The organism is Lysinibacillus sp. fkY74-1, assembly GCF_053165895.1.
In genome coordinates this window covers 81,713-97,950 of sequence record NZ_CP170174.1, presented here as the reverse complement: position 1 = coordinate 97,950, position 16,238 = coordinate 81,713, and the positions used below count along the sequence as shown (strand labels likewise).

General features: G+C 32.8%; 12 protein-coding genes. All 12 read left to right on the top strand.

Features of this window, described 5'->3' with window-relative positions; all coding sequences use genetic code 11:
* Positions 1-12 precede the first annotated feature (12 nt).
* The 12 genes from ACE1MS_RS23055 to ACE1MS_RS23000 all read left to right on the top strand — a co-directional run bounded on the left by ACE1MS_RS23055 (position 13) and on the right by ACE1MS_RS23000 (position 16,237).
* A complete protein-coding gene (locus tag ACE1MS_RS23055; RefSeq protein WP_090002771.1) occupies positions 13-225 on the top strand; it encodes a hypothetical protein in 213 nt (70 codons plus the stop codon).
* A 507-nt stretch (positions 226-732) separates the two neighbouring features.
* Entirely contained in the window at positions 733-2,127 is a 1,395-nt protein-coding gene (locus ACE1MS_RS23050) for a DUF3854 domain-containing protein (protein ID WP_274996997.1), read from the top strand.
* A 1,430-nt stretch (positions 2,128-3,557) separates the two neighbouring features.
* The gene (locus tag ACE1MS_RS23045; RefSeq protein ID WP_090002769.1) at positions 3,558-3,773 is read left to right on the top strand and encodes a hypothetical protein; all 216 of its coding nucleotides are present in this window, start codon (positions 3,558-3,560) and stop codon (positions 3,771-3,773) included.
* Between the two features lie 373 nt (positions 3,774-4,146).
* Positions 4,147-5,217, top strand: coding sequence for a hypothetical protein (locus ACE1MS_RS23040; protein WP_447403096.1), 1,071 nt, complete (start codon positions 4,147-4,149; stop codon positions 5,215-5,217).
* A gap of 947 nt (positions 5,218-6,164) precedes the next feature.
* A complete protein-coding gene (locus tag ACE1MS_RS23035) occupies positions 6,165-7,724 on the top strand; it encodes a nuclease-related domain-containing protein (RefSeq protein ID WP_274997005.1) in 1,560 nt (519 codons plus the stop codon).
* A gap of 683 nt (positions 7,725-8,407) precedes the next feature.
* A complete protein-coding gene (locus tag ACE1MS_RS23030) occupies positions 8,408-8,602 on the top strand; it encodes a hypothetical protein (RefSeq protein ID WP_274997007.1) in 195 nt (64 codons plus the stop codon).
* A 679-nt stretch (positions 8,603-9,281) separates the two neighbouring features.
* The gene (locus tag ACE1MS_RS23025) at positions 9,282-9,722 is read left to right on the top strand and encodes a hypothetical protein (RefSeq protein ID WP_090002765.1); all 441 of its coding nucleotides are present in this window, start codon (positions 9,282-9,284) and stop codon (positions 9,720-9,722) included.
* A gap of 174 nt (positions 9,723-9,896) precedes the next feature.
* A complete protein-coding gene (locus ACE1MS_RS23020) occupies positions 9,897-10,193 on the top strand; it encodes a TrbC/VirB2 family protein (RefSeq protein WP_447403095.1) in 297 nt (98 codons plus the stop codon).
* 61 nt (positions 10,194-10,254) lie between these two features.
* Complete coding sequence (locus tag ACE1MS_RS23015; RefSeq protein WP_447403094.1) at positions 10,255-10,557, top strand: hypothetical protein; 303 nt, start codon at positions 10,255-10,257, stop codon at positions 10,555-10,557.
* Positions 10,558-10,569: 12 nt separating this feature from the next.
* Entirely contained in the window at positions 10,570-11,472 is a 903-nt protein-coding gene (locus tag ACE1MS_RS23010) for a hypothetical protein (RefSeq protein ID WP_447403093.1), read from the top strand.
* Positions 11,453-13,480, top strand: coding sequence for a VirB4 family type IV secretion system protein (locus tag ACE1MS_RS23005; protein WP_447403092.1), 2,028 nt, complete (start codon positions 11,453-11,455; stop codon positions 13,478-13,480). The genes ACE1MS_RS23010 and ACE1MS_RS23005 overlap by 20 nt, the downstream gene beginning before the upstream one ends.
* Complete coding sequence (locus ACE1MS_RS23000; protein WP_447403091.1) at positions 13,481-16,237, top strand: hypothetical protein; 2,757 nt, start codon at positions 13,481-13,483, stop codon at positions 16,235-16,237.
* Position 16,238: the final 1 nt, after the last annotated feature.

The following is a 16,238-nucleotide window of genomic DNA, read 5'->3' as shown; positions in this document are numbered from 1 at the left end:
AGGAGTTTTCTTGTGAAAATACTACGTATAAATAATGAGCATGTAGCTGTTGTCAATTTCGATCATGCAATCATTTACTTTGAGGTTGAATATTGTTATTGTGAAAGCAATTTAGGTTGGATGAATATAAAGCTTAAAAAGTGTTTTAACGAATTATTCGATTTTGTTAAAAATGACGGAATAGACATTGAATTTATTGAAAATTACTCGAAGGAAGTAGTTTGATAAAAGCCCTTCTCTTGTATAGAGATAGTATTGATGCGGAATTGTTAAAGCAACTGTAAGGATAGGTACTGGCTTGGAGGCAGATTCTCTTTTATGTTGGTTATTTGAGCACAAATATAAAATCCACTCGAAACCACCAGTGAGCATTATTAGGACACTTACAAAAGTGAAAAGAAAAGTAATAATACTAGGATAATTCTAATCTCATTTGCAAATGGATAAATGAAGTTATAAAGGTTATTAAAATTGTTATCAATTGATTTCTTTAATATCCGTTTATAACACAAAATCCTAGAGACTGCATATAATGAAAAAATTTGATTGGTTCGTTATACTAAACATATAACTTTTCTTCGAACTTTTTTGCTCAATCCAAACGTAAGAGCAGTATTTTTAAACGCTCATTTGAGTGACGAATACGATTTGATTTTGTCGTGCCTTCGTTTCTTACTGGGCTTTTTTTGTTTTTGTCTAAAAGAGTTAAACTTTTTAAGGAGGCTATTTGAAATGGCAAAAATCAGTCAAGAAAGTGTGGAAAGGGTAAAAGCAGTGACACTCGTCGATCTAGCACAAGCGCTAGGTCTTCCAACAAAAAGGGTGGGGAAGCAACTTTTTATACCATGCCCGAACCCTTCACATAATGAGTCCAAACTTGATACATGCTGTATCGAGATCAATAAAAACATCTTTAATTGTTTCCAATGTGCCGATGTAAAGGGGAATAATGCAATTTCTTTATACTCTTGGCATCAATTCGGTCAAAGAGAAGGTAAGTTTAAAGAATCCGTATTAGGTGTTGCACAACTAATGGGAATTGAAGTGAGAGACGATCTTGGAGCTATTATGAAACCTGGTAGCAATACATATAAACCTTCAATGAGGATTATCTCACAAGAACAAGAGCTAGTACCTCAACCAATCCAAGTTGTTGATGCGTTTTATCGTGCATTACTGCAATTGTGTCCCCTTCGACAAGAACATGTAGATGAATTAATGGTTAAACGACGATACTCTGTTGAAGAAATAAATCTTTACATGTTTAGGTCTGTCCCTTCTTTAGATGAATGGATTAATATTTACAAGCATTTAAAATCGTTAAATTATTCATTTGAACGTATTCCTGGGTTATCACAAATTTTCCAACCTGATTTTTTTGAATCAAAAATACCAAGGGAGCTAGGTGAAGTAGGGATATTTACAGACTCTAATGGTAAGAAACACAATGGGCATTGGTTCTATGTCTTAAGTGTATCAAAAGGATATTTTATTCCTGTTTTTAATGAAGATGGTTTAATTGTTAGACTACGAGTACGAAGAGATAGTGGAGATCCGAAATATGTTTGGTTCTCCTCAACACATAATCTTGAAATTGAGAACACGATAACCAAAGCAAGACGAAATGGTGTATCTAGTGGTGCCCCTATTACGATAGAGATACCACCAAAGTACTTAAAAGGGTGGCAGCGAGGGGTCAATGTCACAAACATCTTTCGAACAAGAACTTTATTAATCACAGAGGGAGAGCACAAAGCCAAAATTAGTGCTAAGACTTTTAATGTATTTGCAGCTGGTTTACCTGGTGTAGGTAATTTTAATGAAATCCTTAATCTAATCCCTAAATGGAATGTACAAAAACTAATAATTGCTTATGATATGGATACTTTCCAACGTAGCGACAATTCATCGGAAAGTGTGAAGAAACAAGCAACACTTATGGAAATCGTTAATAGATTCGCAAATGAAGTCGCTAAACTAGGTGTAGATTCGGTTATATGGACATGGAATTTAAATGACGGTAAAGGTTTAGATGACCTTGTCCATAATCGTAAATTGCCAATCGAGTTTAATTTAAAAACAAAACGTCAAAGAGCAGTGACTCTTGATACCGTTCATTCCCTATAAGAATTTAAGATGATAAGGCCACCTATGAAGCAACAATTCCAGTTACTGAATATTTTCGTACATCCACATAAAAGAAGAGACTGGCAGGTCTCAATCATCGTGATCTGGTAATTTCACGCCTGTAGAAGTTATGTGTCCAAGAAAGCTATCTAGCCATTCCATGGCATCTACAAAGACCGAATAGGGGCTTTATAATGAGTTATCTAAAGCTGAAGTTATAATAAGAAAAGGAGTGTCTCAAAGTCGAAATTTGAGACACTCCTTTTTTCTTCCTTATTGAGGTTAGATATTGACGTATTAATACTCCAGTCAATAAAGAATGTGTAGGGGGATGCACTCGAATATACTAGCTTTCGGGATATGATAACTGTGCCGGTCTCCTTCTTCTCTCTCATTGTGATGTTTGCTACATAGCTATTATTTTATCTATACGCATTGTATAAGATATTAATGTCATTTATAAGAGTAGAGGGTAAGCTGAAATTCTAGAGTTAAAAAAAGACCAATCCATATTAGATTGGTTTTTTACTAATATCCATGGGGCATTCCTTGGAATTCTCTTGACATCTAGCTTGGTTTTTAGTTTTATTATAAGTATATGAATTAATTCTTATAACTTATGAAATTAATTGATATAAGTAAAAAACCCCTTGTTGGCAGCAAGAGGTTTTGGGTCTACGATATACGCACCAGCAAAGTTTGTTTATCGTAATTTCTTAAATTGGTTAATACAAATAGAATTATAAGCAATATTAAAAAATATTGCAATCAATTTTATAATAAAATATTAATCATTTATCTAATTATCTGATTTTAATAAACAATAAGCAAAGCTTCTTTGGCGACGTATAGGTAGGACCTCTAGTATTATAGACGGTCTTTTTTTCGTGGATTCTTATTGGTTGCTGTAAAAAAAGTTAGAGAAATCTAGCTTTTATTGAAACTTTGTCGAACTAACGTGCACTTGACATATTCGCAGAAGTTTAAGATAATTGCTTTTGAAAATATCTTAAATATTCCTGTTTTGTAATATGTTGCGGAAGCACCGAGCATACGACTAGTTTCGTATGCTCTTTTTGTATTCTTTAAACTAAATTAAGGAATACAGACGACAAAAAGCCGCTTTACAATGACCAATCAGAGTAAAACGGCGAGCTTTTGGATTTAGTCTAGTGAATCGGGAAATTCTCTAGACAAGAGTGAACAACTGCGGGAACAGTTTTCACAAACTATTTTTTAAGATGTATAAATGAATATATGACCACTTCAAAAAATGGGATTTTTTGAGGCGTCTTTAGTTTTGCCTTTTTTAAGACTTCTATGAATAATCATATCAACTCTTGCCAAATATATCAATGTATTTATTGTAATCTCTTTTATAGTGTGTTAATTTTGAATGTGTAACACAATTTTCTGAAGGAGGAATTAAGATGGTATCTTATACACGTACAGCTACACCTGCACGCAAGAAAAAACCTATGTTAATTCGTTTGGATGATGATATGAATAAAAAAGTGAACGCTTTTCGTTCAGAACATGATCTAGAGACAGATCAGAGTGTAGGAATTGCATTAATTAAGTATGCGATTGAAGCATTTGAGCGTGGGGACTTTGTTCTTCCAGAGCGGTCTACATTATCTAAATGATAACAAACAGTAAAAAGATAAATGAAAACGAAAAAACCGCTTCACAGATTTGGTCGTCTGCAAAGCGGGTGCTTTAGAAGTCGTCATTCGAATTTGGTCGATTCGATTGACTTGGTGTAAAAGCTGCTGGTCACAGTTTTTACTAAGTGGTCTTAAAAATGAGAATAACTACTTGCTATTAACAATTAACAATTAACAATTAATAACAATAACAATAACAACTTAATAAAAATTAACGTAACCTTTTTCAAAAAATCTGATTGAAAAGGGCCACTTTAATATTGCCAAAAATCGGCCTTGTATAGTTACTTACATAATAACAAGTCTTACAAAAAAATTCAACGTGTTTTATATAGAAAGGAGGAGTTAATATATGGCTAAAGTGCGTAAATTAGATGGAATTATTTTCTATCAAGCAGAATTAGAGTTTTTGAAGCTACATTTCCGTGAATATTCTACTAGCTTAACAGCTGCATCCCTGGTCACATATTTACTCCTCCGTAGCAAATGTGATGAAGAAGGACTAATCCGTGAAGATGACTTTATCCTTAAACACTTAACTGAAAAATATGACCTCCCTTATAGTTCGATAAATAAAGGTTTAATTAAACTAGAAGAACTTGGTTTTGTAAGTCGAGTATCTGTAAATCATAAGCTTTATATTCAACTACCTTTAGTATCACGTTTTGCAGTAAAAGATGACCCAAGAAAGTCAGCAGAACTCAACTATTTCCGTATCCCATATTATATTTTTGAAAATGGATACCTAAATGCCTTTATTAAGGCAAGAGATGTTTCGGGAATTGTGGGATTACTAGACATCATTAATGCGTTATACCGTGATTATTCAAATAAATCTCAGTCAATCATCAAACGTAAGATCCAGCCATTGTTATTAAAAATGAAAAAGAGCTTACGAAGTGGTAAAGATTGGTTAAAACGCCTTATCAATAATGGTAAAGGATTAATCAAAGAAGTTAATTTTGATCAAAGAGATACATTCGGTAATTCTGTAGTTGAATTAAGGTTCAATTCAGATGCATTCAATGAACGTGAAGTTAATCCAATTGAGGAAGCTATTACAGCGATTGCAAGAAAAGAAATCCGAAAACACTTTAAAAATAGCTCTATTCAGTACAAAAATAGTGAGTTAACAAATTGCATTAATATCTTTAAGTCAGATGTATTAACACATTTACACAAGTTGCCGAACGTTGTGGCGAACGATATGGCTTTACATATAACAAAAAACTTACTAGTGGATGTATTACCAAAAACAGTTTATGCGATAGAGCATTCAAAAACAAGAAACCTTCCTGGCTTATTCCGGGTACGCTTAAAAGGGTACTTAAATGATTTTGTTAAAACCGATGAGCATACAAAGACTATGATACGTTTTGCTTACCAGAAAACAAATGCTGAAATACCGCCATTATTTACATAACAGCCTTTTTCAAAAAAATAAAAGTTGAAAAAGGCTATTTGTCATTGTTAAAAACGATTCTCTTTTCAAATTTAAAGGGGCTCGTTTTTTATTTCGTCTAAATATGTAATTTACTTACAATTACTTGGTTTCTTTAATCGATTTCAAGTCTGTGGATATTGTTAGTAGTTGATATAAGGTTGTGGAAATATTATTACGGGATTGTTGAAATAGTTAATAAGAGTTTTAATACATGTTAGTAGATAGGTATAAAGTATTTCAAGAATTGAAAGAAGTTGACTGAATGTAGGTACCAGAAGGGTTTATGGAAGATAAGTTATCCCCTATAAATATATATATTGATTATTACTACTGTAATTTTTTAAGAGGGAAGTTTGCTGATCACTTAGTGGGTTTTATTGTTCTTGTTTGAATGATATTTACTATTTATTATTTATATTTTTAATTATGTTTTGCTATTCAATTAAAAGTTGAATACCAACATAAATAATAATCTTTCATCATTATTTCCAATTAAAATATATATAATTCTTAACCAAAAAACTAAAAGTAAATGATCATTTAGAGGATAAATTATTACATTAAGTAATATATGAAGACAGTAAAAAGAATCCTGATATTTTCAGATGTATTTAAAAAGAGGAGAGTATTTTTAAGTAATAGCCTTTTTATTTACAGAGGAAACATCATCCTTCGAAATCTCTACCTAAAAAGACAGTTTCTTTCGTATGCAAGGTTAAACTTATTATTTTCTTGAGATTGAAGTTTATAAATGAACAATATGCAATGCTTAAATGCTTTAGTCGTTATCTTTGTACATTTACCTATTTTTTATAAACATCATGTTTGCCATATCAATCAAATACATGCCAAACCCCATTTCAATTTATAATTATATATGGTTAAATTATCTTAAAATGGAATTTGATTATGAGGGAAGTGTATTTATGAGTAAGTATGATGAATGGATTAAAAGGCGTACAACCTACGGTAATATACATAATAAATGGTCAAACAACTATGTAAAATATCGGAATTATCCAAAGTGGGCAGAGAGAATGCTTATGGTATCTAGTGTTTTATTATTTGTCCCATCGCTATTGTTTTCAGGAATCTTATTATTAAATGGTTTATATAAATATGCATTCTTCATTATAATTGGCATTGTTTTTTATACATATGTGGTATTTAAATTCTTCGATATTCTACAAATGTTTCAGGGAAAGCGGTATAAAAGAAGAGATGAGTGGCCCATTAGAAATAAGCGGTTTATTGAGGATTCTACAACATTACAATACCAAGCATTAAGGGAACAGAATCAAATTGTTGCTTCTTATTTCCAAGAACATACCGAACCTCTCAAGGAAATCGTGTTATATCATAGTTTAGAAGAACGAATTCAATACTTAGAAGGAATACCTGCAGCTTTAGGCTACATAAACACAATCATTGAAGAAAAATACCCATTCCTATCAAAAGTAACGAATATAACTCAGTTAGAGGAGGTAATTAAACTATTCTCAACTGATCGATTTGTTGACCTACACTGCCTAAACAGACCAAACGTTTACCCAGAAGCAAGGGATGTGGAACTAGAACTTTTCAAAAAGCACAATATTGACGTTACATATATAGAAAACATATCTAAATATTTCAATCGTCATGGGGTAAGTAAGGCACGAAATATCATAGAAACCTTTAACAAGGAAAATGCTATTCTAAATCTTGGTGTCAAAGGTGAAGACAAGCTTCAACAAGCTTTAGACATGCATTCAGATGAATTTAAGGTTTTATATAATGTTCGATTGCAAGTCAATGATCAATCAATTGAATCAGATGCATTAGTGTTCTCTCAAACTGGTATCTATTTATTAGAAGTTAAAAACTTCGGAAGTTCAGGAAAATATTCGATTACTGTTGCTTCAGATGGTCAATGGCTTAAATGCTTACAGAACGGAAAAAAAGAACCAATGAAAGACGTTACAGCTCAAACTAATCGCCATATTGCTTATCAAAATAAGTTCTTAGCTACACATATGCCTAAGCTTATGTTAGAAACTAAAGAAATAAAAATAAAGCCTATTATTGTTATTGGAAATGATAATGTTATTGTCTCTAATAATAGTCCTCAAAAAATAGTCCGAACATCTCAATTATATAATTTAATTATTAATAACGATAATATCTACTCAAAACAGGATATCGACAAATTATATAATTTATTTAAGGAGAACTCATTACCTTCCCAAAGGTTCCCTTATCGTGATTTGATACAGGAATACAAAAACTTAATTGATACATTAACATTAGTATTTGATTTAAAATTGTTATTTAGAAGAGTTAGGACAGATTATTATTATGTCCTTGAAGACAATGTTCCAGATAATGAATATTTATTAAAAAACAACTTAAATATAGGTGTAATAAGCAATTATAGTGATTGCCAATTACTATCAAGTGAACGGTTTATTGATTATATTGAAAATGATGTAATTAATATGAAATAAATGGAGTAGAAGATATTCGAGAATTCATTTGTAAAATTGGATTTTGAAGATTATTAGCAGTTGTTATCTGATGTATTTACTGGGGTTTATAGATGGAGATTCAAAAGAAGGTCGCTGTATTTTGCACCTTCTTTTTTTTTGCTGTATACCAAAAAGATAAAGAATAATTGGAAAACACGAAAAAAATAATATGTAATAACGTGGTAATATAATACATATTTTAGTTATTTATATGTGTAAAAAGATTCATATATTTTTTTATGTACTTGAAATTCAGGAAGTAAATAGATATAATGGACTTATCTAATAGAACGATTCCAGGCTATAACCATACGGTGAATAGCATTAAAAGCACTCTTGTTAGTGTTCAAACTTTTCCTTTATAGGAGAGGTCTGTTCATTTATCAAGAGTGCTTTTTTTCGTGCTTGAAGATAAATAAGATTTTAGGGGTACATAAGTTTAAAATTTCTACTGAAACATCGGGAATACCTGTACCAATAGGAATACACTAATCATAGGTACTCTTAGTGCATTAATCGAAAGATATTACTGAAAAAAAGTAGAAACCTTACTTGGACATTCAATAAGTGAGTTATTTAGAAGAAGCTAATAGAACTACTCTGTTGATTAGTGAAACACAAAGCTTTAGTACTACAATACTTAAAAAATTTGAGAATTTAAAATGAAAGTTGAGGAGAATATTATTACTAATAAGAGGATAGGTAATTACGATGAATTGGTAGATTTTTCCCATTCGGAAATTACAGAAGAAGTAATTAATAATCTTAATATCATAGCAGATAATTTTAATCGTGAGTTAAATTATTATGCATCGGATTGTAAAATGCCACAGTTAAAAGATGAAAATAAATCGTAATTAAGAAATTAAAATAGTTAAATATTTATCATTACTTTGCATATGGAAATTAGTAATAATTTTTATATTACCGCCATCCTAAATTAGCTTTTAATGCTTTATATTAAAGCTTTTTTTCACTAATTAAATAGTGGGGAAGAAAATTTATATTAACGGAAGGAGTTTAACAATAAATAGATAATTTAGTTGTAAATCACGTAATGTTTATAAAGAATTTAAATATAAATATTAAGGCATAAATATTCATTCAGGAGTGTCTTTTCTCCCCTTCCTTAAATAATTCAAATGAAAAAATTTAAATTTGAATTATTTAAGGAAGGGGTATAGGCTCAATGATTTTGGTAAAATGTGATAAAATTTTGGCTTTAAATAGGCTATCTTGCTTATTGTTATACAGTGTCTATTGTCGTACTCTTTTTGATAATATATAATTAATGGATGTTAAAAATTAAAAAAAAAGGATTTTTTTATATCTTTTTTACAACATCTTCATGAAAAAAATTACATCGACATAGTTTTTTTAACAATGAGCTATAGAATGAGTGGGTCTTCAGAACCTTTTACAATAACTATCAATTATTAGTGATGTTATCAATGGGATCTATACCGGGGGATACTAAAATCACTCCTTTTTTAACACATTTTTATTTTATAAAAGTACGTACACGGAGGCAGGAAAATGGAGAATACACTAGTACCAACATACAATGAACAAGTCGCAGAACAACTTAAAAAAGCGATGTTAAAAAATAATGATATAATTGAAGCTGTTTGCGCCAATGAACAGGGATATCTTGATGTTTTTGTAAGAAAGGGGAATGTATCTAAGCTGTTATATCCTAAGTTTCATTTTGACTCTATGCATGTAAACTTCGATGAATTCGACGAAGATTTTAAACTGGAGAAAAATGAGTTTAAAGTTCCGATGTTGGTTTATCGACGTTTTGTGTACTTACTATCGACAGCAATCCTTTATATTCCTAAATTGGAGCATGGACATTTACGCTTTGCGTTTGAATTTAAGGAAAATGAAGACGGAAACTGGCAGGATAAATTTAAAATGGACTTTATCGCAGAAAAACCATTCCGCGATGGAGAAGTGATTAAAGAATATGAATAGAAAATGCATTGACTTTTATGTCTAATTTTGTAATAATCTAATTAAATTTACATGACGAAAGTTAACACGGAAGTACCGTGAAAGTTTAAGGCAAAATCCCAACTGGGTTTTGTGCCTTGCTTTCACGGTACTTTTTTTTCGTTCTTTTTGATTGAAAAGGAGGTGAAATTCTGAATGAAGACTTTAACATCTTTAACTTTGCTAAATACGCAATTTACCAAAGAAATCTATACTGAGAGTAATGCAGAACTTTCAAAGATTATAGAAAAAATCATTAAATTGGTTGGTGGTATTGGAGGAGCTAGCTTTACATTAGCTGTTTTAATTATTGGTTTAGTAATTATTTTTGGGTCAATATCTCCACGAAATATTGGTAAATGGTGGACCGCACTTTTCTCATGTTTAGCAGGAGCTGCTCTATTCTTTAGTGCATTCATGCTATCAAAAGTTGTATCAGGTTTATTCGGTTAAAAATTTAATCATTTCAGAATGAGTGACAATAGAGTCACTCATTTTTGGAAGGAGAACAAAAATGATTAAAATTCCAGTTGATTTAACACAAGAACAAAAAACAGTACTAGCTTATTTTTCCATAAGGCAATTATTGTTAGTTGGTCCAGTGGCTGTAGTTACATTATTGCAACTAGTTATATTTAATTGGCCATTTATTGGTGGCTGGTTGGAATTTATATTTAAAATTTTAATAACCCTGGTTTTTAATGGTATTTCTATTGCTCTAGCGTTTATTTATCTAGAAAAATACGACTGTTATTTATCAGAATTCGTCGTACGTCGTTATAAATTCTGGAGGTCACAAAAAACATATATAAACTAGGATGTGAAACAATTGGATATTTTAGATTTACTTGTGCTTTTTTGTGTATTAGCTATTGTAGTTGTATTTTTGATTTTAATGGTAGCAAAAAAGCGGATGGATCGAAATGAACCTGTTTTTGGTTGGAAAAGAAAACAGTTTCTTGAGGAACAAAAAAACGGAGGAATTGCACCTTCGTCGAACTCTGAAAACAAAAGTACTCTAACCAACGAAGATAAGGAATACGAATCAATCCTTGAATTAATGGAACTTAAAAAGATTGAACATAGTGTAATTGAACGTGAACGTAATGAATATTTGGTGGTATTAAGTTCTGATTTTGTAAATTTCCATTTATTACAGGACCGTGAGCGTATTGCAATTTTAGAAGGATATCAGCAAGTTTTTAATGTTATTAATTTTCCTGTTCATTTACAAGCTCAAGCTGTTCGACAAGACTTTACTAAAGATCGATATAGATTTGAACAAAATTTAAGTCGCGTAAATGAGCATGCTGCTAACTATAACCGAGATGTTTTAGATCATATTCAAACCGTTACTGAGAAAAATTTTCGTATCACACTACGGTTGTATTACATTGTTAAATACATTTATGAGCCATCGAAAATGGCAAAGTTAAATAAAGAACAAAAAGAAAAAAATATTATTGATAATATTGGACTTCGCGCTGAAATTGTAAGACGAGCTTTACGTAGAGCTAAAGTAGAGGCAACTATTCTCGGTTCCGTAGAAGCTGCTGAAGTTGTAAAACGTGCTTTAAATCGTGATCGTATTGTATTACATCCAATAGAAGATCTTCAGGAGAAAGAAAAGCTAAGCACTTTTGTAACAATGGATTTCTCGACTATCCCTGACTTTGAGAATTTTGTAAATAATGTAGAGGAGGCGATAGACATTGTTGGGACTGCTAACTAAACGAAAAGCAAAAAATATTGAAGATGAAAATAAGCGGGAGTTTAAAAAAACAATACCGCCTAAACCCGTAACTGGGGAAAACAATGTTGTGGAGCCTACACTAATCGATAATATTTCAAATGAGGGTGTAAAATTCCATCCAGACTTTTTTGAACAACAGACTGCTTTAGGTACTAAAAAATTCGGTAGATCATTTTATGTAAAGCCTAGCGGTTATCCAGCAAATGTACGAATAAATTGGTTAGAAGGTCTATTCACAGGAGATGATATGGACGTTTCGGTACATATTGAGCCCTATGATAGAACTGATGCTGTACGGAAATTGAAGGATAAAGCTGATGAGTATGAAGCGGTAATGTATTCTGCTGAGAAACAAGGTGATCGTAATAAAATCGAAGCAGTACAACAAAATTATTGGGATGCAAAAGGCTTGCGTGATGAGATACGAAATAACTCAAATGGTTTGTTCTATGTAAGTATATCTGCAACTATCTATGCTGATAGTCTAAGTGAACTCAATGATAAAAGTGTTGCCATTGAAAGGCAGCTTTCTGCGGAGTCTATTGAGCTAATTAATGCCTTTGACCGTCAACGTGAAGGCTGGTTATCAACATTGCCACTTGGAACAAATTATTTGAAGAAGTCGTATCGAAATCTTGACCGAAACTCTTTAACGGCAATATTCCCACACATGTCATCTAAACTTAACCACGACGGTGGTATGCCGATTGGTATTTATGGTCGTGAGTATATCTATTTTAATAACTTCGATAAGAAACTAACTAATTATAATCTTGGCATATTTGGGGAATCGGGAGCAGGTAAAGGTGTTTTCGTAAAGCAATTGATAGGTCGAGGGTTCATGGATGGCATTGAAAAAGTAGTTATCATGGATGTTGAACCAGAGTATGTCGGGTTAACTTATGCACTTGGAGGAATTGTAGTAGAGCTCCGAAGTGACGGAGTTGAATCTGCAAGTCAGATTAATCCACTTGATATTTACGTAGAAAAAGAGGTTATTAATCGTTATCAACCTGATGAGTATGTGGTTGAACGTGTAAACGTTAATGAAAAAGTAAAAGAAGCAATTGAATTCTTCAAAGTAATGAAAGAATCGACCTCTCATGACAAGCCGCATTTAACACCATATGAATTAAATGCTCTAGATCGTATTTTACTAAGGCTTTACAAGGAAGAGTGCAAGATTACAGAAGATCCAGAGTCCTTGTACGAAACAGTGGATTTTGTAAAAGACAATGGTGAAATTGATTACATTAGAAAATATAAAAAAATGCCTCAAATTTCAGATGTTGATAGGGAAATAAAGAAACTAATTCATGAAGAAAAAGAAGTAGGATTAGAGGAATTACAAAGTGTAATTGCATTATTCATAAAAGGCCGAGCTTTTGGTATGTTTGATTGTCAGACTAAGATTGTTGATAAAGAAGGAAATTTACTACCAGAAGATATGTTAGATAATGCTCAAATTGTAAACTTCAACATCTCTAATCTAAGTAAATCAAGTAGTGAGCGACCTTTAGCACAACACGTTTTAATGACTTGGATTTGGAATAGATTCATTGTAAACAATCCTAAACCAAAGAAAAGGGTAATTCAGGACGAAGCTTGGATGATGTTAGAGTATCCGTCAATGGTAAAGTTCTTTAAAACTCTTTCTGCACGTGGACGAAAATGGAATGTCTCGTTAACCCTTGTTTCTCAACGATACGAGATGTTTGATAGAACAAAAGAAGCACAAGACGTTGTTGCACAGCTGCATTCATGTGCATTTATGAAACAGCCAGATCAGGATGTAGAGCCTATCTTAAGAACTTTCCGCTTTTCAGAAGAAGTTGGACGGATGATACGAACTGCAGACACTGGTGAAGTGATCTTAAAGGCAGGTAAAGAAATCGTTTCCTTCCAAAGTTCTCCGACTCCGAGTGAATGGAAATATATCAATACTAACCAAAACGTCTCTGTGGATTCCTTAGTAAGAGGTGGTTAAATGAAAAAAGCAAAAATGTTGCTTCTTTTACTTTTAATCACTTCGTTATCAATTAATCCAATAACAGCCTTTGCGAGATTAGATGAAGGGTCTGGAACTCATTTAGATAATATTGATAAAGGTGATAGTAATACAAGTGGTATTAATACCGAATATTCACTTAGCTCATTTGCTTGCGGGAAGCCTCTAATTTCAGAGGATGTAGACAAAGAAATAAATGATTATAAAGAGAACGATGCAAATATGGCTGAGAAATTTTTAACCAGCCAAGTTCAAAATCTCTTCCATATCGGTCCGATTAACGGAATGTCAACATTAGTTTTTGGGAACCCATATTGTATTTGGGCGGGTAAAAATACCAAAATGTCTGCAGACGGTATTTTTACACTTGATGAAAGAACAAAAATTATAGATCCACTACTTAAACTCTTTGGCTCTGTGTTCTTCTTAGTATTACTTTTAGCAATGTTGATTACAGGATTAAAAACAATGGGCAATAGTATTCGTGGACAAGCAATGGATGAGTTTTGGAATGATGCTTGGATGTGGATTGTAGCCTTATTTTTATCATTTTTCTACAATGATTGGACCAATTGGTTATTCCAAATAAATGCAGCAATTGTTATAGATATTTATAAATTACTAGAAGCCAATACAACAAATGTGGATAATGTATCTGCCATGAGTTCTATTGGGGATTTTTCACCAGGATTAATGGGATCTTTCTTAATTGTTGCGATTGGTGAGTGGATATTAGCAGGTATTTTGAATGTTGTTTACCTTGCTCGGAAAGTAATCATTCTATTATTACTCGTTCTAGGTATGGTTGCAATATACAGTCTTATGTTTTCTAAAACAAGAGCGTTCTTTGGAAATTGGTTCCGAGAATTATTAGGAAACGTATTTTTACAATCCATACATGCAATTGTATTCTACGGTATGGTAATGTTTGCAGAAATGGGAGCTAGTGTATTTTTTAAGATTGGATTAATGATTATGTTTATTCCCATCTCTGGGATGATTTCGAAACTTTTAAATATAGGGGATAGTTCATCTAAAGTTGGCTCTGCTTTAACTATGGTTGGACTTGGAGGAATGGTATCCACTATGAATTTAGCTTCGCAAGCTAAAAGTGTAATGTATGGAGGTTCTTTAACTAGTAATGGTGGGTTATTTAATAATAATTCTACAAGTAGTTCAGGAGGAGATTCTCTTACTAATTTAGCAAATAGTTTGGCTAGCGATAGTGCAAGTACCTCTATATCTTCTTCCGCTGCTGGAACAAACTCATCCCTATTTAATATGGCTAAAGATACTAGTTCCAAACTAGGTGGTTTTGTTGGAGCAGGTGCTGGAATGGTAGCTGGACCAATGGCAGCAGGTATAGGAGCTAAACTTGGTGGAGCGGTAGGAGGAGGTCTTGTTCAATCAGGGAGAAATATGCTTGTAGGTGGTCGCAACATCCATTCTAATTTCAATCAAGCACGTAAATTTTCGAATGAAAATGGATCAGGTTTTAAAGCCTTGTTTGGAAGTAATGCGAACTTTGACACATTAAATGCTCGTCGTCAAACAATGGGGAATTTTGGAGAGTCCATTGGATTAATGCTGGCTGGTCAAAGAGGTGCAGCAATAGGTAGAAATGCAGGATTTGCGTTAAGTGGAGTTTCTCGTCAACGTCTAGCAACTGAAATGGCGTCATCTTTTGGTATGAAAGATGCTTCAGGGAAATTACAAGCAACCACATTTGATGCATTGGCTCAAAAATACCCTAATGCGGATATGAAATGGATGCAAACAAATCAAGGTAGTGGTTTTTATGTAAATACAAATAACGGTTGGAAGCAAGTTGGTCTAACAGGTGCTGCTGATTCATCATTAAAAGATGGACAAACTCGTGTCATGGATTATAAATTAGCTGATCCATCTTTAAATTATCAATACCAGCCGGACGGAACATATACAACGCCTTCGCATTCTCCATCATTATCGGAAGCTACAATTAACAGTCCAGTAAATGCTTCACCTGATAGTCCAATTTCAAATGTTTCTTCAGTTCTGCCATTTGAAGATGCTGTGGAGAGTGGACATGTTGCTGCACCATTAACCGACTCATACAGTGGTTCGGTTTCAGCGGTTGAAAATGTTGTTTCAGGCAGTTCAGTTTCAGCTGTTGAAGATGTTGTTTCAAGTGGTTCAGGAACACCAGGAGCAATAAATCCATCAACAGATGGAGAGACAGTTGCATTTAATCAATCAACAGTAAGTGGTTCTTCTATTAATATACCAAATGGTGTTACAAGTATAGACAATGCGACACCTGATTATGATATCCCTCAATCAAATGCAAGTGTGGGTGTAGATAGTGTTGCTGCTATGGCAGGTCCTTCTCAATCAGTTGAAGGTAATGAAACCCAAAATCAAAGGGCGGAAACAGTTGGTTTACAAGGTTCAACTCCTTCGGTGATGAGGAAATCTGAGGCTTATATTGTTAATACTGGTGAGTCTAATTTAGCAATGAACCCAAAAACTGTTCGAAAAGTTGCTTCTCCTAACGCGGCAAAATATCAGGACCCAGGGTTCAATGTGAATAAAGTGAATCCGGATGCTTATGTTTATCATAATATTTCTAAAAAAGGTAAACAAAGTACCACTGATAAACAGACTGAAACCAGTAATGTAGGGAAAGTCGCAAGTGTGTGGAAAGCTAAAGCTCAAAATCAAACTAAATCTAAACGCGTCAAGAAACTCGTCTAGT

What these genes read in the sequence shown, in the direction of transcription:
- ACE1MS_RS23050 (WP_274996997.1), top strand. Translation starts at nt 733, where the DNA reads ATGGCAAAAATCAGTCAAGAAAGTGTGGAAAGGGTAAAAGCAGTGACA.
- ACE1MS_RS23045 (WP_090002769.1), top strand. Translation starts at nt 3,558, where the DNA reads ATGGTATCTTATACACGTACAGCTACACCTGCACGCAAGAAAAAACCT.
- ACE1MS_RS23040 (WP_447403096.1), top strand. Translation starts at nt 4,147, where the DNA reads ATGGCTAAAGTGCGTAAATTAGATGGAATTATTTTCTATCAAGCAGAA.
- ACE1MS_RS23035 (WP_274997005.1), top strand. Translation starts at nt 6,165, where the DNA reads ATGAGTAAGTATGATGAATGGATTAAAAGGCGTACAACCTACGGTAAT.
- ACE1MS_RS23030 (WP_274997007.1), top strand. Translation starts at nt 8,408, where the DNA reads ATGAAAGTTGAGGAGAATATTATTACTAATAAGAGGATAGGTAATTAC.
- ACE1MS_RS23025 (WP_090002765.1), top strand. Translation starts at nt 9,282, where the DNA reads ATGGAGAATACACTAGTACCAACATACAATGAACAAGTCGCAGAACAA.
- ACE1MS_RS23020 (WP_447403095.1), top strand. Translation starts at nt 9,897, where the DNA reads ATGAAGACTTTAACATCTTTAACTTTGCTAAATACGCAATTTACCAAA.
- ACE1MS_RS23015 (WP_447403094.1), top strand. Translation starts at nt 10,255, where the DNA reads ATGATTAAAATTCCAGTTGATTTAACACAAGAACAAAAAACAGTACTA.
- ACE1MS_RS23000 (WP_447403091.1), top strand. Translation starts at nt 13,481, where the DNA reads ATGAAAAAAGCAAAAATGTTGCTTCTTTTACTTTTAATCACTTCGTTA.